Annotated in this window: 17 protein-coding genes; 7 read left to right on the top strand and 10 right to left on the bottom strand. The window is 44.9% G+C overall.

The window, feature by feature from the left end:
* Positions 1 to 14 precede the first annotated feature (14 nt).
* The 3 genes from LDX50_RS28985 (at position 15) to LDX50_RS28975 (ending at position 4,233) form a co-directional block, all read left to right on the top strand.
* Positions 15 to 1,073: a sensor histidine kinase gene (locus LDX50_RS28985; protein ID WP_225699801.1), complete on the top strand. Its 1,059-nt coding sequence runs from the start codon at positions 15 to 17 to the stop codon at positions 1,071 to 1,073.
* Entirely contained in the window at positions 1,054 to 1,812 is a 759-nt protein-coding gene (locus tag LDX50_RS28980) for a LytR/AlgR family response regulator transcription factor (protein WP_225699800.1), read from the top strand. Before LDX50_RS28985 ends, LDX50_RS28980 begins: the two co-directional genes overlap by 20 nt.
* Positions 1,813 to 2,013: 201 nt before the next feature.
* A complete protein-coding gene (locus LDX50_RS28975; RefSeq protein ID WP_225699799.1) occupies positions 2,014 to 4,233 on the top strand; it encodes a DUF5916 domain-containing protein in 2,220 nt (739 codons plus the stop codon).
* 19 nt (positions 4,234 to 4,252) lie between these two features.
* Here the strand turns inward: LDX50_RS28975 and LDX50_RS28970 are convergent, their stop codons facing one another.
* Together LDX50_RS28970 and pta are read right to left on the bottom strand one after the other, a co-directional pair.
* On the bottom strand, positions 4,253 to 5,461 hold the full coding sequence (locus tag LDX50_RS28970) for an acetate/propionate family kinase (protein ID WP_225699798.1): 1,209 nt from the start codon (positions 5,459 to 5,461) through the stop codon (positions 4,253 to 4,255).
* A 13-nt stretch (positions 5,462 to 5,474) separates the two neighbouring features.
* A complete protein-coding gene (pta, locus tag LDX50_RS28965; RefSeq protein WP_225699797.1) occupies positions 5,475 to 7,574 on the bottom strand; it encodes a phosphate acetyltransferase in 2,100 nt (699 codons plus the stop codon).
* A gap of 267 nt (positions 7,575 to 7,841) precedes the next feature.
* Between pta and LDX50_RS28960 the strand changes: the two genes are divergently transcribed.
* Positions 7,842 to 8,327, top strand: a complete 486-nt coding sequence (locus tag LDX50_RS28960; RefSeq protein WP_225699796.1) for a CIA30 family protein — start codon at positions 7,842 to 7,844, stop codon at positions 8,325 to 8,327.
* An 8-nt stretch (positions 8,328 to 8,335) separates the two neighbouring features.
* Here the strand turns inward: LDX50_RS28960 and LDX50_RS28955 are convergent, their stop codons facing one another.
* The 8 genes from LDX50_RS28955 to LDX50_RS28920 all read right to left on the bottom strand — a co-directional run bounded on the left by LDX50_RS28955 (position 8,336) and on the right by LDX50_RS28920 (position 21,150).
* Complete coding sequence (locus tag LDX50_RS28955) at positions 8,336 to 9,796, bottom strand: flavin-containing monooxygenase (protein ID WP_225699795.1); 1,461 nt, start codon at positions 9,794 to 9,796, stop codon at positions 8,336 to 8,338.
* 109 nt (positions 9,797 to 9,905) lie between these two features.
* Positions 9,906 to 10,961 carry a tartrate dehydrogenase gene (locus LDX50_RS28950; RefSeq protein WP_225699794.1) on the bottom strand — a complete coding sequence of 352 codons (1,056 nt, stop codon included), beginning with the start codon at positions 10,959 to 10,961 and terminating at the stop codon, positions 9,906 to 9,908.
* 9 nt (positions 10,962 to 10,970) lie between these two features.
* The gene (locus LDX50_RS28945) at positions 10,971 to 12,344 is read right to left on the bottom strand and encodes an Ig-like domain-containing protein (RefSeq protein WP_225699793.1); all 1,374 of its coding nucleotides are present in this window, start codon (positions 12,342 to 12,344) and stop codon (positions 10,971 to 10,973) included.
* 42 nt (positions 12,345 to 12,386) lie between these two features.
* On the bottom strand, positions 12,387 to 14,168 hold the full coding sequence (locus LDX50_RS28940) for an Ig-like domain-containing protein (RefSeq protein WP_225699792.1): 1,782 nt from the start codon (positions 14,166 to 14,168) through the stop codon (positions 12,387 to 12,389).
* 38 nt (positions 14,169 to 14,206) lie between these two features.
* The gene (locus tag LDX50_RS28935; protein WP_338030011.1) at positions 14,207 to 15,685 is read right to left on the bottom strand and encodes an SLC13 family permease; all 1,479 of its coding nucleotides are present in this window, start codon (positions 15,683 to 15,685) and stop codon (positions 14,207 to 14,209) included.
* Positions 15,678 to 16,457 (bottom strand): SGNH/GDSL hydrolase family protein, encoded by a 780-nt coding sequence (locus LDX50_RS28930; protein ID WP_225699791.1) that lies wholly within the window; start codon positions 16,455 to 16,457, stop codon positions 15,678 to 15,680. Before LDX50_RS28930 ends, LDX50_RS28935 begins: the two co-directional genes overlap by 8 nt.
* An 11-nt stretch (positions 16,458 to 16,468) precedes the next feature.
* Positions 16,469 to 17,890, bottom strand: a complete 1,422-nt coding sequence (locus tag LDX50_RS28925) for a SusD/RagB family nutrient-binding outer membrane lipoprotein (protein WP_225699790.1) — start codon at positions 17,888 to 17,890, stop codon at positions 16,469 to 16,471.
* A 20-nt stretch (positions 17,891 to 17,910) separates the two neighbouring features.
* On the bottom strand, positions 17,911 to 21,150 hold the full coding sequence (locus tag LDX50_RS28920; protein WP_225699789.1) for a SusC/RagA family TonB-linked outer membrane protein: 3,240 nt from the start codon (positions 21,148 to 21,150) through the stop codon (positions 17,911 to 17,913).
* A 188-nt stretch (positions 21,151 to 21,338) separates the two neighbouring features.
* On the opposite strand from LDX50_RS28920, the gene LDX50_RS28915 reads away from it, so the two are divergent.
* The 3 genes from LDX50_RS28915 to LDX50_RS28905 all read left to right on the top strand — a co-directional run bounded on the left by LDX50_RS28915 (position 21,339) and on the right by LDX50_RS28905 (position 26,695).
* On the top strand, positions 21,339 to 22,478 hold the full coding sequence (locus tag LDX50_RS28915) for a hypothetical protein (protein WP_225699788.1): 1,140 nt from the start codon (positions 21,339 to 21,341) through the stop codon (positions 22,476 to 22,478).
* A 160-nt stretch (positions 22,479 to 22,638) separates the two neighbouring features.
* On the top strand, positions 22,639 to 23,388 hold the full coding sequence (locus tag LDX50_RS28910; RefSeq protein WP_225699787.1) for a CPBP family intramembrane glutamic endopeptidase: 750 nt from the start codon (positions 22,639 to 22,641) through the stop codon (positions 23,386 to 23,388).
* Between the two features lie 127 nt (positions 23,389 to 23,515).
* Positions 23,516 to 26,695 (top strand): AsmA family protein, encoded by a 3,180-nt coding sequence (locus tag LDX50_RS28905; protein ID WP_225699786.1) that lies wholly within the window; start codon positions 23,516 to 23,518, stop codon positions 26,693 to 26,695.
* Position 26,696: the final 1 nt, after the last annotated feature.

Here is a 26,696-nt window from a genome sequence, read left to right as displayed (position 1 = left end):
TGCGATATCTGTAAATGAAAAAGCCTGAAAAATACGGATTGTCAAACTTTTGGTGGGTACTTCCCTTAGTCATATTTGACTTCTTCTACTATTACTTCATACAGCACCTGGTGGAACAGAAGTCAGATGATCTTAGGGTTGTCATACATGGTGAGGCCCTATTCTTTCTTTTTATCATAAGCCTGCTATCCATAGGATGCGTCAGGATAAGTGAGAGGATTTTGGCCAGATTCAATTTTCAAAAGATTAATAATCAGTACCTTATCAATATTTTCCTGAGCTTTTTGATCTTCATTTTGATAGTTATGGGTATACAGGTCATGGCGTCAAACGATGCTTATCAACAATCTGTAAACTTCCTGATTAATCAATCCATGATCTTCCTTTTTCTTCATCTGATTGTCGGAAACGCGGCCATCGCCGTATCTTATTTCAGGAACTCGAAGCGGCTTACGGAGAATATTCTGATGCTCGAAAAGGTTCGGACGGAAAAGGATCTGAAGATCCTGCAACAGCAGATGGACCCACATTTTCTGTTTAACAACCTGAATACCCTCACGTCCCTCATCCCATCGGATCAGGAAAAAGCGATCCGGTTTACACGTAAATTATCTGCCATCTTCAGGCATGCGACCGATTATGCCGATAAAGAACTAAGTAATCTTTCGGAAGAACTTGGGTTTCTAAGGGACTACGTGGAATTACTCTCCTTTCGGTTTGGAAATTCCTATGTACTGGAAATTGACTTATCGGATCTGAACCCCAATGATTACCTGGTTGTACCCATGTCCCTTCAAGTCATTACCGAAAATGTAATAAAGCACAACGCCGGCAATAAAAAGAAGCCACTGGTTATTTCACTGAATGCTGATTCTGATTACCTGGTCATCCGTAACGCAATAGTACCAAAGCTGGACACTGACAGGTCAAGGGAAGGAATTGGACTGAAGAACCTGAATCAGCAATATCAACTGATTACAGGCCGCAGCATTGTGATTGAGAATGACAATGCTACATTTAAGGTTAAATTACCGCTTATTAAACAACTTCGGGATGAGGATATTGATCATTGAGGACGAAATACCGGCAGCCAAACAGCTGAAGAACCTGATTTTATCACTTGATCCGAAGGCTCAAATACTTGATGTGCTTGACAGTAATTCAGCTATTCTCAGCTGGTTTGAATCAAGCGAAAACCAACCCGACCTGATCTTTTCTGATATTGAGCTTCTGGATGGAAATGTCTTCAATGCATTGTTTCAGTTGAATTTAACGACCCCCGTCATTTTCACTACGGCCTACCACCAGTTTACCATGAAGGCCTTTGAAGCCAGTGGAATCGCCTACCTGCTGAAACCTATTGAATCCGAAGCGCTGCAACAAGCCATCAGTAAGTATCGTAACCTTACCAATGCATCCCAGTCAGCCGATCTGAGAGTTCTACTCGACAAGCTGAAACTAACCGTCCAGGAGCCCTATAAACAACGCTTTTCGGTACGGGTCGGACAAGGGATTTACCTGCTGAAAACAGATGATATTGCGTGTCTGATCATGCAGAACGGGGTGTTACATGCATTTAAGGCCAATGGAAAATCACTTATTCTTACCGGCAGTTTGCAGGATATTGTTGATCAGATGAACCCCGACAAATTCCAGTTGATCAATCGCAGTAATGTGGTAAATATCAATTACATCGACAAGATAGAACCGTATTTCAATGATCGCCTGGCAATTTTTGTCACCGGTCAGCCGAAGCCCCTTGTCACCAGTGCTTCAAGAACTGCTGAATTCAGAAAGTGGCTGGAAGGGTAGTTACACTCATTCTCATTCTCATTCCCATTTTCATTCTCATTCTCATTCTCATTCTCCTTCCCATTCTCACTACCGTTTGCCCCACCAGAAACCCTTTGGTAAAAAAACGGAACATGTTGTAACACCGTTTACGTTAAACGAAGAAACAATTGGCAAACTTTGCGGTACGAATCAACTGATAGGTGTTCCCGTTAACCGACAATGAAATATTATTTAATCTGTAAGACAATTTTGCTGAGTCTGTTCTCGGTGACGCCGTACGCCCAGGGATTAAATATAAGACCTACATCCGAGCCGATGGTAATTGACGGTATCATGAATGAGGAAGTTTGGGTGTATGCAGACGTTGCAACTGATTTCATGCAAAATTTTCCCTACGACTCTTCCCTGGCAAATGCGCAAACTGAGGTTCGGGTGACGTACGACGATCAGAACCTGTATGTTCTCGCAATAATGCACAATCTCGGCCCAAGGGAATATATAGTACCTTCGCTTCGACGCGATTTCAGGGGTTCGGCATTCGACAGTTTCAGCATCCTGCTGGATACGTATAAAGACAAAACCAATGCCTTCCTGTTTGGCGTAAACCCGGAGGGAGTACAGCGGGAAGGACTGATATCAAATGGAGGTAACGGCGAGGAAAGCCTTTCACTTACCTGGGATAACAAATGGTATGCTGCCGCAAAAATCTATGACGATTACTGGATGGCTGAAATTGCTATCCCATTTAAAACACTTCGTTTCAAGGAAGGCATGGAATCATGGCTGATGAACTTTTACCGGATCGACAGTGAATATGCCGAACGTTCCACATGGTCACCGATTCCACGGAACTTCAGTATTCTAAACCTGGCGTATAACCGGGAACTGCGCTGGGATCGGCCACTAGAAAGTCCGGGTAAAAATATATCACTCATCCCCTTCACATCTTTCCGGACTGTCCGTGATTTTGAAAATGAAACATCTCCACGACAGGAATTTGATTTCGGAGGTGATGCCAAAGTGGCGATCAGCTCTTCATTAAACCTGGATCTTACCGTAAATCCCGACTTCTCCCAGGTAGAGGCTGATCAGCAGGTGACAAACCTGGACCGCTTTGAAATATTCTTTCCGGAGCGCCGGCAGTTCTTCCAGGAAAATGACGATTTGTTTTCTGATTTTGGTACGGGGGGTACGCGTCCGTTCTTTTCAAGACGAATCGGGGTAACCCGTGATACATCTACCGGTTCCAACGTTCAGAACAGGCTGTACGGAGGGGCCCGCATGAGTGGAAACATCAACAATAAATGGCGGGTTGGACTCATGAGCATTCAGGCCGCAAAGGATGAATCCATCGGCCTGCCATCTGTCAATTATTCTGTAGCCTCCGTTCAGCACAGAATCGGACAACGATCTAATATCTCCGGAATATTTGTTAACAAACAGGCATTCAGGGACTCCCTTGGAGCCGAATTTAATTTAGGCCCTGATCAGTGGAACCGTACCGCCGGACTGGATCTGAACCTGGCCACGCCCGATAATACCTGGAGCGGTAAAGCGTACTATCATCGTTCTTTCGAGCCGGATAGTCCGGACAGCGCTTATTCATACGGACTGGGCGCGAACTATACAACATTCCGATGGGAGGCAAATACAGATTTCTTTGCCGTAGGCGCCAATTTTAATCCGGAGGTCGGTTTTGTGCGCCGAACCGATTTCATGCGAAGCCGTGCTACCGTTTACCATAATTTCTATCCTTCCTCCGGACCTATCCAATCACATGCGCCGGGACTGGATTATGATATCACCTGGAATCAGCAATACGGAACTACCGACTGGGATGTAAACGTCTTATACCGGATCAACTTCAGAAATACATCCAACCTGAGAGTGCGCCTCCGCAGGGAATTTGTCTACCTTTTCTCATCTTTCGATCCTTCCGGAACAGGTGGAGAAGAACTGCCTGCGGATACTGATTATTCCTACAACATGGTCATTGCATCGTATTCATCAGATCAGCGTAAAAACTTCTTCTTCGACATATCAACCCGTTCGGGCGCATATTTTAACGGCAGCCGATTCAACGTGAACGGAACCCTTACCTACCGTTTTGGAAAGCAAGGTAACGTATCGATGAATGTAACCTATAACCGGATCCGGCTCCCCGATCCGTACAATGATGCAAACCTGCTACTCGTGGGACCTCGTTTTGATATCACCTTTACAAAAAGTCTATTCTGGACAACATTCATTCAATACAATGAGCAGATAAATAATGTAAACATCAACTCCCGTCTGCAATGGCGATTCAAGCCCGTTTCAGACCTTTTCATTGTTTATACCGACAACTATTTCGCTGCCGTAGATGGAAGATTCGTCGATTTTACCCGGCCCAAATCACGAGCACTGGTCATCAAGCTTTCCTACTGGTTTAACCTGTAATAACCTATTATTCTGATTGTTATGCCTCAATAAATGGCAAAGTCTGAATGGCGATTTCCAATTCTTCATTGGTAGGCACTACCAAAATCTTAACGTTACTTTCCGGGGACTCAATATTTCGTATCCCGCTGTGATTGCCCTCATTTAATTCCTTGGTCTGTATAATTCCAAGGCTCTCCAGCCCCTCACATACCTTTTCACGGATGAACGCACTGTTTTCACCCACACCTGCCGTAAAAATCAGGGCATCTACCCGGCCAATGGTGGCCATATATGCCCCAATGTACTGACGGATACGGTAGACATACATCGAAATGGCAAGCCGGGCACCCGATTCCCCTTCATCGTAGCGCTGAATAATGTTTCTGAGGTCGTTATCACCTGTAAGTCCCTTTAGTCCGCTTTCCTTATTCAACAGCTGATCGATTTGATCAATACTCATATCCAGGTGTTTGGCCATAAAAATGATCAGCGAAGGATCTATGTCCCCGCTCCTTGTCCCCATGATCAGTCCGCCAAGTGGAGTTAAGCCCATTGAGGTATCTACGCTAACGCCGTCTTTGATGGCAGTAATACTGCATCCGTTACCCAAATGTATGGAAATGGCATTGAACTGGTCCAGATCTGCCGACAGGTATCGGGCAGCTTCTTTCGTGACAAATTGATGGGAAGTCCCATGAAATCCATAGGCTCGCAAGCCGTTGTCCCTGTAAAAACGCTCCGGAATAGCAAAGCGGTAGGCATAATCCGGCATCGTTTGGTGAAATGCAGTATCAAAGACAGCTACTTGGATTGAATGGGTGAAAATTTCAGAAGCTACTTCTATACCCTTGATATTCGCGGGATTATGAAGTGGCGCCAAAAAGGATAGTTTGCGCAATTCATCCATCACCGCATCGGTAACGATGACCGGTCTGGAAAACTTTTCTCCGCCATGCACAACCCGGTGACCCACAGCGGTAATGTCATCGGCACTCTTTATTGAACCCCATTCAGGGTCGAGAAGCAGGTTCACAATTCTCCTGAGGCTCGCCAAATGATCCGGGATAACATCTTGAATTTGCTGAGTTTCAACACTTCCGTCTTTGCGGAATATTTTATGCTGGATCAGGCTCTTCTCTTCTCCGATTTTCTCAACAGCACCTGATAACAAAACCGATTGCCCAGGCATTTCAAAGAGCTGGTATTTGATGGATGAGCTGCCCGCATTAAGTACCAAAATTTTCATTCGTAACGTAGAATTAATTGCTTTGCGCCTGGATGGCTGTTATGATCACTGTATTCACGATGTCTGTTACTGTACAACCCCTGCTAAGATCATTCACAGGCTTGTTCAAGCCTTGCAATACAGGACCAATTGCTACAGCCCCGGTTTCGCGCTGAACCGCTTTGTAGGTGTTATTTCCTGTGTTCAGATCCGGGAATATGAGCACAGTGGCTTTACCTGCCACTTCGGAGCCGGGTACCTTCTTCTCGCCCACTTCCAAATCAACCGCCGCATCGTACTGAAGCGGTCCTTCAATCTTGAAATCAGGATTTTTCGACTGTACAATTTCTGTAGCCTCCCGTACTTTTTCAACATCCGCTCCCTGCCCTGATTTTCCGGATGAATAAGATAACATCGCAACACGTGGTTCAATTCCAAAAGCGCGGGCGGTATGTGCAGTAGCAATCGCAATTTCAGCTAACTCTGCAGCATTTGGGTTCGGGTTGATGGCGCAGTCGGCATACGCCAACACACGATCTTCAAGACACATAAAAAAGAGCGAAGATACAATGGCATATCCGGGTTTGGTTTTCACAAACTGCAAGGCGGGCCGGATTGTATGCTGTGTGGTATGAACCGCCCCGGACACCATGCCATCAGCATCTCCCTGGTAAACCATCATGGTGCCAAAGTATGACACATCCATCATCGCATCCTTTGCCATATCCCTTGTAATGCCCTTTTCCTTTCTGAGGTTGTAGAAGGTATCCACATAATCATCAAATTTCCTGTGTTGTTCAGGCTCAATGATGTTGATATTCTCACTGGTAAGATTCAGCCCCAGCATCAGGATTTTCTTTTCGATTTCTTCCCGGAGACCTAATAATGTCAAATTAACGATGCCCTGTTCAACCAGGATTTCAGCGGCTTTTAAGATCCGTTCATCTTCCCCTTCAGGTAGTACGATGTGTTTCTTTGCCGACCTCGCTTTTTGTGTGAGGATATATTGAAACATCCTGGGGGTCATTCCCCTGGAAACGATCCGGCTGGTCCGGCTTTCAAGCTGCTCCATATCCACATACTCGTCAAACAGCCGCAGGCTTGCATGAATTTTAGCCATGTTGTTAGGTGTGATGTACGCATGAATCTGATTCAGAGCAGTGGCGGTATCATACGTATTTGATTCCACAGAAAGAATAGGGATGATATCAGGAATACCATCCAGCAATTTTGAAATTGCAGGATCCGGATCCAATCCCGTTGAAAGCACAATGGCAGCAATCTGGGGATAGTTCTTCGATTGATGAGCCTGCAATGTACCCAGGATAATCTCCCCCCTGTCGCCAGGAGTAATGATGAGGCAGTTTTCAGTAAGCTTAGTCAGGTAATTCTGTAATTGCATCGCGGCAATTGAATACCGGTACACCTGGTTATTCAGTTGGTCCTTTCCATACAATACCTTGGCATTGAGATGATTGACTACTTCACTGACCGTCGGGCTTTTGAGCAGATCGACCGACGGGATAACCGCCCGCAGTAATTTATCCGATGGCCACTGACGGTTCATGGCCTCCAGCAGCTGGTCAGTTTTTTCAGGATCCGTCCGGTTTATGATCGCACCCATCACATCATAATCCTGCTCATGAAAACTTTCGATGGCGAGCCTTACCGGCGTTAAAGCTTCTTCCGGGGATCTGCCCAGGTCGCCCCTTCCGATTACCAGCACCGGGCTCCCCAGGTTTTTAGCAACCTGAATGTTAATGCCAAATTCAAATGCGCTGCTTTCCTTGATGAAGTCGGTCCCTTCACACAGGATGAAATCACTTTTCGTCTCAAGGTGTTTGTACTTCTGAATAATTCTATCCAGCAGCTCATTCGTCTGTCCGGCAGAAATCAGTTCCTGGGCCTCCTTCTGATGAAATGCATAGGCATCATCATAGGATTGATCCAATTGAAAGTGACTTAATATGAGCTCAATATTTTTGTCTTTTTTATCGGGATCATTGCTGGTGATGATTGGGCGAAAGAAGGAAACCCGCTTGGTTCTTCTGAGCACGTTATCCATGATACCCAGACAAATCAACGACTTGCCGCAGTGGGGTTCTGCTGTTGTTATATAGATTGAATTGGCCATTTTCAGAGCTGATTTTGAATCACGCCAAATTAAACAACGTGTCTGCGAAAAACCAGCGCTTGACACTCATATTCATATGACTATTCTCATAACTCAATCATATATGGATCATGAATCTTGAAACAGCCAGGTTGATCCTGGCGATTTTAACCAACGTGGTTTTTTACTCAGTCGGTTGATGCGCCCACCCAGGCAACTAAAACCATTGTTTGTTGTTAAATTACTATGTACCCGATAGTTATTACCCTTTTATTACTTTTACAGCCTATGCTGATTGATTTTGGTAAGTCAAAAGATACTTCCTGGTATTCGGTAAACGATACAGTAATGGGCGGAAGATCATCCGGTACTGCGAGTTACAGCGAGGACGTACTTGTTTTTCGGGGATCCGTTTCGTTTGAAAACAATGGTGGGTTTGCATCGGTAAGAAGTCAGTATGCTGAAATGGATCTGACCGGATTCACCGAGGTCACAATCCGCTATCGATGTGAGGGACAGTCGCTTAATTTCTCCATGGATCACCATCAGCAGTGGTATTTACCCAACTACAAAATGGTGCTTCCGGCCACAGAGATGGAATGGAAAACTGAAACCTTCCGGCTTGATTCCTTCAAAGAATACAGGGTAGGCCGACCTACCGGAAACATCATATCACAGCAGGTGCTCAAACGCATCATTCGATTCGGGATCATGACCAATGATAAAAAGGAAGGTCCGTTCCAGGCAGAAATCGACTACATTCAATTCAAATAGGGAATAAATTATAGGCTGTGGGTGCCGTCAAACTTCAGGACGCGATCCGCAACGCGTCCGAATCGAGTGCTAAGCATATCGACCAGGTAATTCTGATAAACACGCCAGGGTCGTTTCTTCCCCTGTTTCGGCAATTCGTTTTTACCGCGCTGAATATAGCCCGATGACAGGTTTAGAAAATTTTCACCCGAAGCAGCATCCTGCCGTTCAGGTATCACCACCGTAAACCCCTTCCGATCCATATAATTCAGAAGCTTGCACAGGTAATTGGCCGTAAGGTCTGCCTTCAATGTCCACGACGCATTGGTATACCCGAATGTATAGATTAGATTCGGGATATCACTTACCATCATACCTTTATACATCATTGATTCACTGACGCTTACTGGCTTTTGGTTAATGCTAAGGTTTGCACCACCGAGTAACTGAATTTTCAAGCCAGTTGCAAGAACGATCACATCGGCGTCTATCATTTCTCCTGAATCCATCACAACGCCTGATTCATTGAAGTGAGATATTGTGTTTGTGACCACATCGGCCTTACCCTCGTTGATCACCTCGAATAAGTCGCCATCCGGCACGACACAGAGGCGCTGATCCCATGGGTTATAAGTTGGATTAAAATGTTTCTCAACCGGATATGATGGGGGAAGCTGTTTGGCAGCTCCCTTCATGATTTGTGATTTCATCCAGCCGGGAAAGGCTTTCGAAAGTCCGAATGAGATCATTTGCATCGTGATATTGATCCCACGTGTAATGCGATATGCCCATGAATCAGGTAATACCTTTCTCGACAATACAAAGATGCCATTCCTGTTCGGAAGATTCATGATGTAGGTGGGTGACCGTTGGATCATGGTGACATGTGCCGCCCCTCCTTCCACCAGGGATGGCATGAGGGTTACGGCCGTCGCACCGCTACCGATGACAGCGACTCTTTTCCCGGTATAATCCAGGTCTTTCGGCCAGAATTGCGGAATAACAATATTGCCCTGAAACGTTTCTTCCCCTTTAAAATGTGGCCGGTGTGCTTCCTTATAATCGTAATAACCCGTACAGATGCTTAAAAAATTACATTCCATCTCTTCGGTTCCTTCGGGGGTTTCTACCGTCAGCACCCATGTCCGGGATTCATCAGACCAGTCCGCACTGACCATCCTGTGATTAAACAGGATATGCTCGTTGATATTATTTTCCGTTACCGTATTCTGCAGGTAGTTCAGAATTTTATCACCACTTGAGATAGATTCAGGATCACTCCAGGGCTTAAACCGATACCCGAAGGTGAACATATCGGAATCGGACCGGATGCCCGGGTAATTGAATAATGACCAGGTACCTCCCAGTACCGGTCTGGATTCGAGTATTGCATACGTTCGACCAGGACATTTCTTCTGAAGCCAGTAGGCGGTTCCGATGCCGGAAATTCCGGCGCCGATAATTAAAACGTCAAATACAGGGGTCTTCATTTTGGCAAATGGGCTAAACACCGGTTAGTTCCCTGATAAGATAGAATTTACCCGCTACATTCCATAGGAATTTCTTCCATCAGATGAAATGTTCCTTCAATGCGGGGGTTTACTGTTTTGAAATCAGTCGTAGGATTTCCTTTGTAACATCTGATGTAGATGCAGTCCCTCCGAGATCGCGGGTCAATACTTTCCCTTCGGCTGTCAGGGATTCAATAGTTCCCATCAGCATATCGGCTGCCTCTTTTTCACCCAAATGCTCCAGCATCATTTGGGCAGTCCAAAATGCGGCGATTGGATTGGCTGTATTTTTTCCGGCAATGTCCGGAGCGCTCCCATGAACTGGTTCAAACATGCTCGGGAACTCTTTCTCCGGATTAATATTGGCACCTGGTGCAATACCAAGGCCACCGACTACCGCAGGACCTAGGTCGGACAGAATATCACCAAAAAGATTGCTGGCCACAACTACATCAAACCAATCCGGGTGCTGTACGAACTGAGCGCAAAGAATGTCGATGTGAAACTTGGATTTTTCGATTTCAGGAAAATTCATGCTCAGGGCCTCGAACCTTTCATCCCAATATGTCATGGTATGTATGATGCCATTTGATTTGGTTGCACTGGCTATTTTTTTTCGCCTTTTCTCAGCAAGCGTAAACGCATAGTTCATGACGCGATCCACCCCCATCCTGGTAAAGATGCTTTCCTGAACAACCGTTTCAAAGGGTGTTCCTTCATGAATTCTTCCTCCGACGTTTGAGTATTCCCCTTCATTATTTTCCCTGACAATTATAAAATCAATCTCACCCGGACTTCGCAATGGAGATTCGATCCCTTTGAGCAGGCGCACGGGGCGAATATTCACATATTGATGAAACGCTCTTCTTATGGGAATAAGCAGACCCCAGAGAGAAATATGATCTGGAACACCCGGATATCCCACGGCACCCAGGAAAATGGCATCAGATTGGCCCAGACGATCGATACCATCCTCAGGCATCATTTTACCTGTCTTTCTGTAGTACTCGCATGAATAGTCGAAATGCTGATATTCCAGTTCAAAGCCGCACTTGGCACTTAATGAATTTAACACCTCTAATGAAGCCGGAATAACTTCGTTCCCTATACCGTCACCGGGAATTACAGCCAGTTTATATTTCATAGTAACGTTCTAAAGGAGTTGTCTCAGGAGATTCTTAAACTCCGTGGATTGATAAATTTGTGATCCGTTATGAGCCACTCCCGGCACCACTGTTTTTTTATGATTATGCGTCTCCGGATAGGCAAGTTCCATATAACGGAACATATTCTCCCCCCTTTGATAACGCGAAGAGCCTAATAAGGTGGCGCCGCAATCGGCCGTGTTAAACGAAGGGTCAGATCCTGTACCCGATCCAAGTAAATAATGGATGGATCGGTTTGTAAATTGGTCATTAAAGGTGGCCTGATCTGTAGCCGCCAGGTATGGAGGAACAACGTTGTAACCAAACGGCCAGATATCATATCCCACACAGGATGAGGGCATGTATAACTGATTTGATATTTCGTCAATCCGCCGCCCGTCCGGGTAGTAGAAATACTGACTTTCGCTTACGATATACTCAAAGGAGATATCAGGATGGTTATTTTCAGAAACATTGGACGGTGCGTATAAATGAATGAACCGTCCCCCCGAAGATTGTCCTGTTATGATAATCTTTTGAAGTACAGGAAAATGATCTTTATCTGCCAGCTGACTGATCAGTTCATCAAGCACCTTAAATGAACTGATCTTATTGGAATTGGACGATTCATCTCCATCCCGGTAATTTACCCCGGACCAATAAAAATCCTCATCCGATCCTGTTGATGTATTTCTGAAATAAGGCGAAATCAATACCGTTGATTCATCAAGCGACTCCGAGCGCAGAGAATTGGACAGATAGGAATAGTAGTCATCTGCATTATGACTTGCCCCATGAACAACGATAACTGCTTGCGTGAGATTCTCCCAGACAGCGTTTTGCTCATAGAGAGGATAGTTGCCATAAAACTCAAATGTACCGGGTCCCTCACTGCCGTTTAACTCAACCGACTGCAAACAATCCGATATACATGGCGCCATTGACCTTATAACATCATCAGCGGCAGTCGTAAACTGGTAGTTCAGGGAATTCGCCAGACGCTCCCCTCCTGTGCCTATCACACCGGTACCGATGGTAAGCGTATATTCGGAATCATAGTTCAGATCAGCAGTGATGGTCGCTTTAGTGCCCCCGTTGCTCAAAACTACGTCGTATGAAGGCTGACCACCCCCGCTTAGGGACAATTGTGATTCAAAGGCATTCTGATTCAGCCCATTTGAAAACACAAGATCAACCTCCATTTCAATCGGAATATTAATCATCCCGGAAACGAGATTTCCTCCGTTAATCGACGCAGACAGCAATGAAATATTCCTTTGGGGGTCTGGGTCTGAAGAACCGCATCCTGTTAAAAAGAAAGCCACCACTCCTGCAAGCAGAAGTAAATGGCTTCCCCAATTGGATATTTTTGAATGCGACATCTTCAGATGAATTTTCCCAAATCTAACCTAATATTCTGTACCCTATTCGGTACAGAATAAATAAGTACACGAAGAGCCCTGAGTTGATGTGGAACCAGCACCGCAATCTAAAGGCGCATTTATCCATTTTCCAACCTTATAAGCCCATGTATTGGCATAATCCCAGGGTTGACCAGTACCATCCACATTGGCATCACCGTAGGTCTCAATCACGTCCATTCCATCGAACAGTTCTATGGCATCATCACCATTCTGGCTCATTGCATCTGACTGGAATACATTGGCAAATCCATTATAACAACCGCCAAAGTATCCGGCAATCGTTTCTGGCTCACGCGCCACCAAAATGTGGTCTCCTTCACTTGCCGAAACCGACGGAAACGTAAACTCAATGCCATCCGTTCCACCGCCATTATTGGCTACTCCCAGGCCATATCTGCTTAGATCCGGAATATCCCTGTTTACCCGAACGTGTACAAACTTTCCACCGTTGGTGCCTGATCCATCCCAAAGCAGGGAAGAAACACCCTGCAATTGAATTGGTGAACAGAAGGGATATTGACACAATGAGGTCTCATTGGTAGCTTCTCCGACAGCATTCTCCACGCATGCCACACCGGCATATTCCCATTTCCCGCCAATCTTGTACGACCATGAATCAGTATACTCCCAATATTCCCCTGTTCCGTCAACGCCCGGCTCTCCATATGATTCGATGGCGACTCCATTCTCGTACAGGAGGATCGCATCATCGCCATTATGTGTCATGCCCGGAGTCTGGAATTCCGTGAAGTCACTGTAACAGCTTCCGAAATAGGCGGCTGCCAGTGCTGCATCCTCATCACGTACTACGAAGAGGTTTTCGCCCGCGACGGCTGAGTTCGCCGGAAATGCGAAATCGATATCAGTTGGATCCGGAGCTGCGCCGTTTGATGCAATCTGTATGTGAAAAATACTTAAATCAGGTATATCTTCCAGAACCCGGAGGTGAATTGCCCTCACGCGGCCGCCGGCTCCGTCGATATAGTTATCCAGTTCCATCACCCCCTTCAATTCGAGTTTTGGAGGGGTATCACCAAGGATCAATGTTACCTTAACTTCCGGGTTGTTGGTCGCATTAACTACATTAGTAAGGGTTATCTCAATATCCTCCTGCCCTTCAATCCCATCAGCACCGTTTGCTGTTACGGTAAATGTGGCGGAAGTCTCTCCTGCCGGAATAGTGATGGAACTCTCACTGACGGTAAAATCGGATCCTTCTTCTGCGCTTCCACCGAAAACCAGGTCGAATGTGACATCATCGAAAATGATATCTGCTATGTTGGCAGTAACAGTCACTGTTTCACCCTCAAAGAAGCTGTCTCTGTCTGGCGTAAGGGTAATTCTTGGTGCCTGAAAAGGAGACGTTTTAAACACAAATGAGATATCTTCTACCGATTTTTCTCCATTCGCCCCGTAATTACCGGCTGGTAGTGTAATTGTGTATTCTGTGTCATAATCAAATCGCACATCCGGTGTCAAAGTGACAATGGAGCCAGTTCCATCGTAGGATATATTATATGCCACATTGGGGGAAACCTGTAGCCCACCTTCGAAAGAAGATTTATTCAATCCATGGGAAAAGGTAAGATCCAGGGTTGACAATACCGAGAGATCTGTAACCCCGGATTCTGCCCTGTTGCCGTTGATGTCAACTTTTAAAACTCTCAGGTCGTTGGTAATAGCGAAACCCTCGTCATCCTTATTACAGGAAGCGATGAGGATTAAAAATATCCACACTATTCCGAACACGGTTCTTTGGAGCGAAATCATAGAATTTTTCATTGTTCTTCGATTTAATATGTGAGATTCTTTGTGGGTCATTACTGGGTAACTTTATTAAATAATTCCGGAAATCCATTCGGGTCGATATTCCAAATGATAGGGAATAAGAAATATGTAAATGCGGTGATCAGAAGGATCGAAATAAAATTCATCCATATTCCCGTGCGCACCATATCCGGAATATGAAGATAACCTGAGCCAAATACGACTGCATTCGGCGGTGTGGCCACCGGAAGCATAAAGGCACAAGAAGCCGATATGGTTACAGGTACCATGATCATGAATGGATGAATGTCGAATGCCAGGGCCATCGGGGCCAGCACCGGCAGCAGCATGGCTGTCGTAGCAAGGTTCGAGGTGATTTCCGTTAAAAAGTTTACGGAAGCCACCAGTACAAGTATCATCAGGATAATCGAAAGACCTTGCATAGTGGTCAATTGCAACGCAATCCATTCAGCAAGTCCTGTTTCGGAAAATCCTTTTGCCAAAGCCAGGCCCCCGCCAAACAGTAAAATAATATCCCATGGCAATGATTTACATTCCTTCCAGTAAATCAGTCGCTTTGATTTATCACTTGCGGGCAAAACGAATAATAGGATGCCTGCAATAATCGCAATTACCGTATCATCAATGCCCGGAATGATTTTTTCAAGCAAGGAGCGGCATATCCAGGCAATGGCAGTGAGTATAAACACCCACAAAACTGATTTTTCCTCAAAGCTTATTTTCCCGAGATCTTTCAGTAATTCCCGAATATGATCCCGTCCGCCAGGAAATTGTTTCAGTTCAAATTTAAATGCCTTCGATGTCAAGTATTTCCAGCTTACAAACAATAGAATAGTCGCCAGTGGCAGTCCAAATTTGAACCATTCCAGAAAGGTTATTTTCACACCATAGGTTTCCTCCAGGATTCCCGCCAACACCAAATTGGGTGGTGTACCAATAAGCGTTGCAAACCCGCCTATTGATGCGCTATAGGCGATAGCCAGCATCAATCCCTTGCTGAATGACTTCACATCATTTTTATGATCCCCGGCTTTCGCTTTGAACTGTGAGATCACTGCCATCCCGATGGGCAGCATCATTACACTTGTAGCCGTATTGGAAATCCACATAGACATGAAAGCCGTGGCCAGCATGAACCCCAGTATAATGGTCTTGACATTCGAACCAATCAGGTTAATGATGTGTAGGGCTATTCGCTTATGCAGATTCCATTTTTCAATGGTGATGGCCAGTATAAACCCTCCCAGGTACAGAAAGACATATTTATGCCCAAAACTGGCAGTTGTAGTACTGATATCCAGCGCACCGGTGATTGGAAACAGGATAATTGGCAACAATGCTGTCACTGCAATAGGAATCGCTTCGGTGATCCACCAAATGGCCATCCATGCGGTAGTGGCGAGCACGTGGAATGCCCCAACGGACATGCTTTCGGGCGGTCCGATAAATTCAAGGAGCATAAAGACCAGCGGCCCCAGCAGGATATAAAATGGTTTCCTTAGCTTACTCACCTGATTTCAGTGTGTTAAATTCAAAATCATCCACCAACTGTTGAAGGAAATCGGCATCCTCCGGTGTCATGAACATTAAATAGGTTTTCTCACCATCCTGATCCAATGTGGTCAGCCTTGGCGGAATTGCTTCGGTGGACCTTCCCGTAAAGAACTTGTAGAAAGCCAGGCCAAGCATGTAGGTTCCATTTGGTGAAGGATGCTTATCATCCTGAAACATTTCCAAATCAGGGCGCCACTTGCGTGCCTCCATGAAAAGTTCGCCTCCGGGAACAAGATAGCTTCCTGTCTGCGCTGACAACTCGGCATATTTTGGGATAATGGTCCGGATCATCAGTGGATTTGATTTATAACCCCACGTCTGCATAAATACAGGTTCGGCTCCTTTAGAGCGGATCAGATCAACGAATTTCTTTCCGTATTCCGAAAATTCATCCGGCGTATCGATTGTACTCCTGCTGTGATTATTGAGAACAACATAGTCCCATTCCAGGCTGTCCAGCAATCTTCTTGTCCGCGTGCCTTTCTGCTCTTTCCAGTGCTCTTCAAGATTAGATCCTCCTACTGTGGATTGCCTGGTAATAATCTCCAAACCCTGTGTTTTGGCCATTGCAGAAACCACCTGGGGCAGGTTATAATAGTAGGTAAAGCTGTTGCCTACAAAAAGTACCCGGATCGGATGCCCTTCCTCCGCCTGTGAAAAAGCGAAATTTGCAGACAACAACAGGCAGACAAATGTAATGCCCAAAAGGTAAATACGACGTTTGTTCATGTACATCATTATTACTGATTCACTGGGGTAGGCTCAAAGAATCCCGGGATCGGACTGGGCGTTCTGGGGTTCCGATCGATTTCTGATTGTGGATACAGAAGACGCTGTGGTAATTCCGAACCTGAATTAGGCTGCACCGGCACTCTCACAGTTGATTCTGTGTATGTCCTTCTGGTATCGCTGAAGCTTTCCAGCGTCCCGAAAAGTGTTACGTACCGCTCTTCCAGGATTTCTCTCAGAAGCGCATCCTCAGGTGAGATTCCATCAGGATTTTCAATATTGCCACTCTCAAAATCATTTGATTCATAAGCATCGTATCTGAGGTCCGCTGTGTTTGGATTCCTCATATAACCTCCGGACGCCATATATGCCCGGAATTCATTCAGATGGTTCAGGCCGGTACTAAAACCAGCGGTTCTGAAACCTGCTTCAGCAAGGATCAATAAATTCTCCTGGTAGGTAATCATTGCTCCCGGCTCATCCGCCGCACCAAGACCATTTACCGTATTTGGCTGAATGCCTGTTCCGTTTACCCGAAAGAGATAATCATACCGGGCTGTTTCATCCGTTTTCGCATTACCCCGGTAATTCGTAAAGTCCGGACTCCTTACCCCGTCGGAATCAACCAGACTGGCCATAAAGTCGGAAGTCACAAGGTCTGCACCTCTCACAGCGATTTCAAAGAACTGATATGTGAGATTCGCATCGGAGGCAGAAGTTCCATGAGGAGAAAGTAAGCTGTTTGCCGGCCGTGAAATTCCATTCTGCGCTGCGGCATATGCGGCGGCATAATCTTTTGCCTGCAGGTAATATCGTGCCTTAAGTGAATAGGCTACTTCTGTCCACGCGGCAGGGTCTCCGTCAAAGTGGATGTCAGATCCAAGTGCCGGAACACCGGTTCCCGATGCAAGATTCACAATAGCCTCATCCAGTAGCGACTGAATTTTATTGTACACCGTTTCCTGGCTTTCAAATGCCGGACTTTCAATTTCGGGTATGCCTGCTTCATCAAAAGGAATGTCACCCCAAAAAGAGGTTGCTGTACCAAATGCCATCGCTCTTACTGTCTGTAATATACCTATCGTTACGCCCTCAATTCCTGCTTCGATGGCAGTCTGTTCCGCAACGCGTGTATTTATAACCGCATCCACATATACATTATTCCATTCTGCATTGAAGTTACTCGCTGAAACATTATACGTGGTATAAAGCAAATGATTCCGGTCTAAGCCTGTATACTGTCCGGCAAATATTCCCGCTTTACGCGTCGCTTCCCCTGTTTGTAAAACGACATTCCCAAGCTCAGCACCCGTAAGAATGAGTGAGTATGGAGCTGTGGTAGGGTTATTTGGATCCTGATTCAGGTCATCTACCAGATCGGCACATGAAGTCAGAATGCACAAAAGTCCGAAAATGAATAGTATCTTTTTCATGGTCAATTTCATTTTACTAATTAAAAGGTAAGCTCAAGTGTGAAAACATAGGATTTGGTACCGGGATTATTGAAATAATCAATTCCGCGTGCAACACTCACACCCTGGAGGTTCGTATCAGGATCATTGCCTTCAAATTCCGTCCACAAGATGAGGTTTCGGCCCGTAAAGGATAATTGAGCATTGGTGATTCCAATTTTTGTCAGCCAATCCGGTCGGGCGGTGTATGAAAGTGATATCTCCCTCAGGCGGGTCCACGAACCGTCCTCAACGAATAGCTCATCGTTACCGCCTCCAAAGAATCCACCATCAGCATTGTACCAGGCTTCAGTCGCTGCTACGGGACCCGCACCGAAGTTCTCTACAGATCCCCTGAATGTCGTTCCGGCAGGAATTAGGTTTCCGTTAAAATCCAGGAGATTTTGTGAGGCTGTTGTTTCCCTCGCCGATGGGCCCCATGTGCCCAAATCAAGCATAACTGCCTTGGTTCCTGCATAGATATCAGCACCCTGGAGAGTTTCGAACAGCACCGACAATGAGAAGTTTTTGTAGGATATGGTACTGTAAACCGACCCCTGCCAATCAGGGTTAGGGTCTGCAATTACGCCGTTTGTTAAATCCTGTTCCGGAAAACCATTTTGATCATAGACAATATTGCCCTGATCATCGCGTAATATTCTTCCGCCTACCAATACTCCTAACGGATATCCTTCCAGGGCCCTGGCACTGGCTGATGCCAATCCACCGAGGTCAATGTTGAGTGTTGAATCAAGTTTCGTTACCTTATTCTTTACATCAGAATAGATCACCCCAATGTCCCATTTCCAGTCTTTGGTATTCAGGACTTTGTAATTAAGATCAATTTCCAATCCTTTATTTTCCATTTCAGCACCATTCGTATACAGGGCGGTCACACCTCTCGAATTGGCAATTGGAAAATCAAGCAAAATATCCTCAGTCCGGTTCCAGAATGCCGTTGCACTCAGAGATAGTTTATTTTCCAGAAATCTTAAATCCACACCTGCCTCAAACTCCTTCTTTCGTTCTGGCTTTAATGAGGCACTTCCGCGTCTGGAAGATGGGATGAAAGCGCCGTTTCCAAACAAGCCTCCGTCTAACTGGCCTCCAAGGTTATCACTGAATGTTGGTGAAATAAATGTATTTGTAGTATTGTACCTCCGTGGCTGAACTCCCACTTCTCCATAGGACACGCGAAATTTACCAAACGAAAATACCCGATTGTTTTTCAATGCCTCAAGCTGTGAGAACTGCCATGCCAGCGAAACGGATGGAAAGAAGAAGGGCTTGTCTGAATTATCTCCAAAGGTAGACGCATATTCTGCACGCAGCGTTCCGTTTAAATAAAACATGTCATAAGCAGAAAAGTCAGCCGAAGAGTAAATACCAACTGTGCGTTCCTCTCCAAAGGTACTTGTAACATCCCTGTTTTCAGGCAGCGCGTTATCGATGTCTCTCAAACCGCTCGCCACATCTGTGAAAACGAGAAAATTCGTAATTTCTGCGCCTTCAGTCAGTAATTCACGATTGTTATAATTAAATCCAAGCAAAAAAGAACCGCTAAAATTATCATTGAACTTGGTAGATGCCTTGGCAATGTAGTCCATGTTAAAAATGGTGTTTCTCGCAAGATTTCGCTCGAATAATCCGGTAATCAAATCTGTTGAAGCAGAACCGGGCGTTACAAAATTTTGTGTTGATTCAGTATACGTATCAACTCCCACGCGTCCTATCAGGTCAAGCCATGATGTGGGAGAAATGGTTAGTTCCAGGGATGTCACAAAACGGTTGACATCCACTATATTCTCCTGTTCATTGATGGCCCACAAAGGGTTGTTGTATGTTGGTGTACCATCAGCTCCGAGAGGCTCCCTGTAAGAGCGTTGTCTGTTCGGAACGGGAGCAGACGTCCCCGAAGCATAATAGTCACCCCGGTATCCTGTTATATCGAAATCAGGTGCATTCCTGAGTAATCCCAGCATAAGTCCGGAAGAGGAAGCTCCACGTCGAATCCTGTTTGAAACTGTCTTTCCGTATGTGGTGTTGGACTTAATCTGTATTTTGTCGGTCAAATTGTGCGTGACATTTACCCGCGCAGTGGTCCTGCGGTAGTCGGAATTATTTCTGACAATCCCTTCCTGGTTGAAATCACTGAAGCTGGCAAAAAACGTACTTTGCGCGTTACCGCCATTAACGCTGATGTTATTCTCAAGAAAGTGTCCGTTCTGGAAAATCTTGTCAAAATTCTGATCATTATACGTTTCACGTGAATTCTTTGAAATGATGGGATAATAGGTGTTCCCATCCTGATCAATGTAAAATTGGCCGGAGGTATCAAACTCATCCGGTCCTCCTGACCTGTCGGCAATCTTATCTCCCCATGAATCTCTGGCGCGTGCATTATACACACCGTTGTCACCCTGTCCGAATGAACTTTGCATAGGATACCTTCTGTTGATCTGATCAATGGAATAGGAAGCGCGATACTTTACCTGTAATTTCTGGTTATAATTTCCACTCTTGGTTTTAATATATATCACTCCACCCAGCGCGCGTGTACCCCATAACGCGGCGGCTGAAGCTCCCTTCAGCACGTTCACACTTTCAATGTCATTCGGATTTATGTCATTTAATCGTGATTGGGCGGCATAGGTTTCCTGTGCTCCGCGTGAATCGTTACTCAAAGGAATACCATCCACGACGATCAATGGCTGAGCATCCCTGTCAATGGTAGAAATTCCCCTGATCTGAATGTAGGCTCCTGCACCCGGATCACCGGAGTTCCTGGATATCCTCACACCTGAGGCTTTACCCTGAAGTGAGTTTATGATCGTGGATTCCCCTGACTTAACTATGGCGTCCTCTGAAACCACCGAATTGGCATAGGCCAGACGATCATTGTTGGCCTCAAAGCCGAGGGCTGTAACCACTACCTCACTTAGCTGGGTAATGTCCTCTTCCATCGTGACGTTAATTTCAGTTTTGTTACCCACCTCCATGGTTACTCCGACAAAGCCTAAATAATTAAAGGAAACCGAAGCATTCGATTTTGTGAGAGTAAGAGTATAGTTACCATTCACATCAGTAACTGTACCGTTTGTTGTACCCACTTCCAGAACAGTGACACCTGGTAATGCCGCATTGTTGTTGTCAACAACTTTCCCGCTAATTGACTGCTGGCCGAAGACCACAATGCTGTTCAGGAACAGTAGAAGAAAAAAGAGGAGTTTTATTCTTTTCATAAGTAACATGGTTAGAGAGAGATACATCGAATAAGTACGGAGCATGAGAGAAATCATACTTATTTCAACCAACCAAGTATATAATTTTAAATTTTTGGAAATTTAGTTTTATTGAATTATATCGTGTTTTATTGAATTTTATCGAATTTTAACGTTTTCAAAACACCATTTTTTGCTGGAATGATAATATGAAGGAGCTTAATCAGGAGTTAATCAGCAAGTTGGAAAAACTGTACGGGCACTTTGACAAAGACCATAAAAAATTTGACAAAGCACCGAATTCTGTCATCAGCCGGGAGCTGGGATATAGTGACGCCCAATTTTCCAGGTTAATCAATGACAAAGCCACTGAAGGGGAGTATCAACGGGCGAATCAAAATGCTGATAGAATCCTATCCATAATCGATCTTGAAAAGAAGGTTGAAGATTTTAAACAATCACGTACAAAACCAAGATGGGGACTGATAATAATTTCAATTATTGCGATAAGCACCCTGCTTGCGTTTGCGTTTCAGTACCTGTTTTCCGGGATTAAAAAGAATGAAACCAGCCAATCGGCTGTTAATTCAAAATTCGATATGCTTACATGGAGCTTCGAATCGAATTACATCAATCCATATAAAGGTTTAAGGGAGTTGCCGGACGATTGCGACTATGCCTGTTACCGGTATCAGGGAAAATGGGAACTTGAAAGTGAATACAAGCTTCCCTTCCTCAGAGAGAGGAGCGGATTTCATTATTTAGCCAAATCAGCCATCATGTACGCCCGTTGTAATCCGAGAAATAACCCGGAAGGAAAGAATCTGGAGGCGTATGAATATCAACTTCATGAGATTTGGTATGATAAACTCGAGCGTTCAATCGGCGTTTTTATTCATGAGAACGGAGATCCACTGGATACATATCAGCAAATGAATTTTGCTGAAGATGAAAACTTTGTGAAAATCGCTACGATTCATTCATTCTATACCAATGACTTTACCATCGATTCAACCAGGATATACCGGAGTGGACAGGACATTGGCCGTGACCTGGAATTTGTACCACAGATTGAACTGGCAGATGAAATTGATGATCTGAAACTCTTGGAAAAATTACGGCAGGAGATTACACTGATTGTGCAGGATCCACTGAAGGATTATTCCAAACCGAGCTCCTGCGACCCTTCTGTAGTTCCGGCGGCAGACTTTCACTCCATTTCAGAAGGAAATGAAATGACCTTTAATTGTGAAATGACCACAGCGGAACGTTTTTCCATCAACTATATAAAGACATATGTGCTGATCGATCAGTTCATTAAGGAAAAATGTGTTTCAATCAATCCATGAGATGTTATAATACGAATGGTCTGATACACCCATTCCCCACTGGGCTTTTAAGTTAAACAACTATGTGATTAAATACGTAACTTACTATGGAGGGTAAATAAGACCATAGTACCTTATTCATGAGTGCAAGGATGGCCCCAAATAACTTAAAGTTATTGTCATGAATACACCAGATAACCAGGTTCCCCGGAGTGAATTGGGCAAACTTTTACGAACAAATCCATTCGTTCAATTAACAGAAATATTACTTCTGTTCGCAATCGCTTTCGCTATATTGAATACAATGGGGCCACTCGCCGGAGACGATCCCCTGTCGGTAGCATTGGTAGTGGGAATGGCCAATGTGTTGATGATACTCTACATCTGGGCAGGTCTTAAACTTCGCGGGGAAAGCTGGAAGGATTTTGGCCTTACGTTTAAACCGGTATCATGGAAACAGGGACTAAAGATAATCATGCTATCCCTGCTTGTAGCCCTTTTAGGCGCCGCCGGCTTTCTGTTGGGCAGCGTTATTATGGCCAATATCACCGGCATCCCGGAAGCAGCCAATTTTACCGGATATAATTACCTGAAAGACAATTTCCCGATGCTCCTTGTAACGCTGGCAGGAGTTTACCTATCCTCTTCATTCGGAGAAGAGGTAATTTACAGGGCATTCCTGATTAACAGGATTTCCGAAATCGGCAAAAAATCAAAATCAGCCACGATCATAGCTGTAATACTGAGTGCTGTTATATTCGGACTCATACATTACCAATGGGGCCCCATGGGAATGGTGCAGACCGGATTCATGGGCCTGGCCATGGGCATATGCTACATCTGGCTCAAGAAAAGGCTTTGGATCCTTGTTCTCGCACATGCGTATTTAGATACAATTTTACTGGTTCAATTGTACCTTGCCAGCAATTGACGAAACTTCCGGATAGCCCCAAAAACCGGGAAGTTGGAAACAGGTAATTCAGAAAACCGCATCAAACCCAATCAATTTCACTCAATCACTTACATGGCCGGTTTCATACGGGTAAAAATGCGTATTTATGAACGCTATGTTACCTATACCTGCTAAGCGACTGCTTCGTACACTGGGAATCCTGCTGACTGTATTTTCAGTCATCCTTTCCGGTGTGACCGGTGTGCTCTATTTCCAGCAGGATAAGTTTGTTTCCCAGCTGGTGGAACAACTAAACCACGACTTCCACGGACGAATCGAAATTTCCGGAAGTCATATCTCACCATTCCGGCAGTTTCCCTATATCTCAGTCGACCTGGAAGATGTCCGGATTTTTGAGACCAAGGAAGCGGGCAGTGAAATTTTGCTCGAAGTCGCCGACGTATACGTTGGATTCAGCATTTCCGACATCCTTAGCCGTGAGACGGAAATTCGGAAATTAACCTTTGACCAGGGATTTATCAGTCTTGTTCAGCATATCGATGGTTCATTCAATATTGTAAATGCCCTCTCACCCGAACCCGACGGATCAACCGATGATAGTGAAGATGTTCATTTGTCCCTCAATACTGTAGAACTGAAGAATATCGATCTGCTCAAATTCAATGAGGAAAATGGAATCCTTGTGGAGGCTTTTATTGAAAGTGCCAAGTCCGGTTTCCGAACAACAGGTGATTCTCTTGACATCTCCTTAAGCAGCAAGTTTCTCTTCAATCTGATCCTTGCTAATGACACCTCCATTCTACATGATAAACATGTGGAACTTCAGACCAGGCTTTCCTATCACTATGAAAGCAGCTTACTGAAGATCAGCAAGTCCAGTGTACTCATTGAAAAAGCGCTGTTCTTAATGGAAGGTTCTGTAGATGTCGATAATGATATGTTTCTGGATCTTCGTTTCGATGGAAACAAACCAAATTTTGATCTGTTCCTGGCCTTTACGCCACCCGAGTTGGTTCCATTATTCAACAGGTATGATAACGGCGGGAGGATTTATTTCAACGCAAGTGTGAAGGGACCTTCCATCAATGGTCACTCACCCTTTATCAATGTCGACTTCGGGTGCGAGGAGGCTTTTGTTCAGAATACCAATGCCGGCAAAGAAGTTAATGACCTGTTCTTCAGGGGTCACTTTACCAACGGTGAAAAGCGTGACCCATCAACAATGAAGCTTTCAATCCAGGACTTTTCAGCAAGGCCTGAGACTGGTGAATTCAAAGGAAATGTAGTTGTTACGAATTTTGATTCACCGGAGATCGATATGCAGGTCACATGTAATTTCGACCTTGACTTCCTTGCCGACTTCCTGGATATCAATAACCTGCAGGATGTTACGGGCAGTATTTCCCTGCAAATGAATTTTCATGATATTATCGATATCAGTCAGCCTGAAAAAAGCATAGAAAAACTTAATGAGTCCTATTTTACCGAACTGAAAGTCAGAAATTTAAACTTCAACAGTACGGCCTATTCACTTCCTGTTCGGGATGTGAATATCCATGCCATCATGGATGGTCATCGGGCCGAGATCGACCAGTTTGATTTGAAAGTAGGCAATTCAGATCTATCCGTAAAAGCAGTAGTTTCCGATCTCCCGGCCATTTTGCACCATACGGATATTCCTGTCGAAGCAGTATTGGATATTAAGTCAACTCTCCTAGATCTTGAAAAGATTACCCAGGCAACCGACTCAACGGGAATGGAAGAGCAGATTAAGGACCTTTCACTACGTTTGAAACTGAACAGCAGCGCGCGTGCTATAACCGAATCAGAATTTCTCCCGGTCGGAGAATTTTTCATTGAACAACTGAATGCCCGGTTCACTCATTACCCGCATAAACTTCATGATTTTCACGCCGACGTGCTCATCAATCCGAAAGATTTTAAGGTTATTGATTTTACCGGTATGATCGATGAAAGTGACTTTCATTTTAACGGAACCCTGCAACACTATGATCTCTGGTTTATGGATAAGCCCGAAGGCGAGACCGTGCTTGACTTCACCCTTGATTCGGATCTGCTGCAACTGGATGATCTCTTCTCCTATCGCGGTGAGAATTATGTGCCGGAAGATTATCGCCATGAGGAGTTTCGTGACCTGAAACTGCATGGTACTGCCGCACTTGAATTCAAGGAAAAACTGCTGCGTTCAGATATTACAATCGACCGTCTGGACGCAGGCATGAAAGTGCACAATATGCGTTTTGAGCAATTTGCAGGCAGGTTTGTCATTGACAGCACCCGTCTTGAAGCAACCAATGTCAGGGGCCGTCTTGGAAATTCTGATTTCACGGCAAACCTCACCTATAATTTCCTGTCAGATTCGATTCCCCATGAGTTTTCACTGAGCAGCAAACGGCTGGATTTTGACCAGCTTTTTGCATGGAACCCACCGCCAGCCGGTAAGGAAATGAAACCGGAAGATCACGAGGCGGGCTTCAATATTTTTGAATTGCCATTTTCCAATCTATCATTTGAATTTAATATCGATCAGATGAATTACCACCGTCTGCGTTTTACGGATTTCAACCTGGATGGAAAGATGCAAAAAAACCATTTTGTGTTCATTGATACACTTGCCATGAAAACCGCCGGTGGAGAAATTGGCCTGAAGGGCTATTTTAACGGATCAGACCCTTCCTCCATCTATTTTAGCCCGGAAGTTTCTGCCAGCAATATCGACCTGGATCAGTTGCTGTTTAAATTCGAAAATTTTGGTCAGGACCACCTTGTATCGGAAAACCTGCACGGAAAGCTTTCTGGAAAAATATCAGGAAAGGTGCATATGCATGCCGATATGGTTCCCATTATTGATGATTCTGAAATTCATATGGACCTTGCTGTCCACAACGGAAGCCTGAATAATTATTCTGCCTTCGATGGGCTCTCAGATTACTTTGTCGATAAAAATCTCGACCATGTGCGCTTCGACACACTGCGTAACACCATTGATCTGAAGGATGGGCAGCTATCGATACCGTCGATGAATATCAATTCGACACTGGGATATTTTGAAATTTCAGGACAACAGAATACCGACCTTACTATGGAATATTATCTGCGGATTCCGATAAAGGTCGTTACACAGGCAGGCTTCCAAAAGCTGTTTGGAAAAAAAGACCAGGATAACAGCGGTCAGGTGGATGAGATTGAATACCGGGATGAAAATAAACGAACCCGGTTTGTCAACATTAAAATTGAAGGAACTCCGGATGAATACCGGATATCGCTGGGTAAGGATCGGAAAAATGCCCTTGGCTCAAAGTAAT

The sequence above is a fragment of the Fulvivirga sedimenti genome, assembly GCF_020328055.1.
Note: the sequence above shows the minus strand (reverse complement) of the source record. Positions and strands in the feature narration are given on the sequence as shown.

Excerpts from the sequence above, each read along its gene's own strand:
- LDX50_RS28945 (WP_225699793.1), bottom strand. The coding sequence starts at position 12,344 with ATGTCGCATTCAAAAATATCCAATTGGGGAAGCCATTTACTTCTGCTT.
- LDX50_RS28960 (WP_225699796.1), top strand. The coding sequence starts at position 7,842 with ATGCTGATTGATTTTGGTAAGTCAAAAGATACTTCCTGGTATTCGGTA.
- LDX50_RS28940 (WP_225699792.1), bottom strand. The coding sequence starts at position 14,168 with ATGAAAAATTCTATGATTTCGCTCCAAAGAACCGTGTTCGGAATAGTG.
- pta (WP_225699797.1), bottom strand. The coding sequence starts at position 7,574 with ATGGCCAATTCAATCTATATAACAACAGCAGAACCCCACTGCGGCAAG.
- LDX50_RS28910 (WP_225699787.1), top strand. The coding sequence starts at position 22,639 with ATGAATACACCAGATAACCAGGTTCCCCGGAGTGAATTGGGCAAACTT.
- LDX50_RS28930 (WP_225699791.1), bottom strand. The coding sequence starts at position 16,457 with ATGAACAAACGTCGTATTTACCTTTTGGGCATTACATTTGTCTGCCTG.
- LDX50_RS28915 (WP_225699788.1), top strand. The coding sequence starts at position 21,339 with ATGAAGGAGCTTAATCAGGAGTTAATCAGCAAGTTGGAAAAACTGTAC.
- LDX50_RS28905 (WP_225699786.1), top strand. The coding sequence starts at position 23,516 with ATGAACGCTATGTTACCTATACCTGCTAAGCGACTGCTTCGTACACTG.
- LDX50_RS28950 (WP_225699794.1), bottom strand. The coding sequence starts at position 10,961 with ATGAAATATAAACTGGCTGTAATTCCCGGTGACGGTATAGGGAACGAA.
- LDX50_RS28925 (WP_225699790.1), bottom strand. The coding sequence starts at position 17,890 with ATGAAAAAGATACTATTCATTTTCGGACTTTTGTGCATTCTGACTTCA.
- LDX50_RS28975 (WP_225699799.1), top strand. The coding sequence starts at position 2,014 with ATGAAATATTATTTAATCTGTAAGACAATTTTGCTGAGTCTGTTCTCG.
- LDX50_RS28985 (WP_225699801.1), top strand. The coding sequence starts at position 15 with ATGAAAAAGCCTGAAAAATACGGATTGTCAAACTTTTGGTGGGTACTT.
- LDX50_RS28970 (WP_225699798.1), bottom strand. The coding sequence starts at position 5,461 with ATGAAAATTTTGGTACTTAATGCGGGCAGCTCATCCATCAAATACCAG.
- LDX50_RS28955 (WP_225699795.1), bottom strand. The coding sequence starts at position 9,796 with ATGAAGACCCCTGTATTTGACGTTTTAATTATCGGCGCCGGAATTTCC.
- LDX50_RS28920 (WP_225699789.1), bottom strand. The coding sequence starts at position 21,150 with ATGAAAAGAATAAAACTCCTCTTTTTTCTTCTACTGTTCCTGAACAGC.
- LDX50_RS28980 (WP_225699800.1), top strand. The coding sequence starts at position 1,054 with ATGAGGATATTGATCATTGAGGACGAAATACCGGCAGCCAAACAGCTG.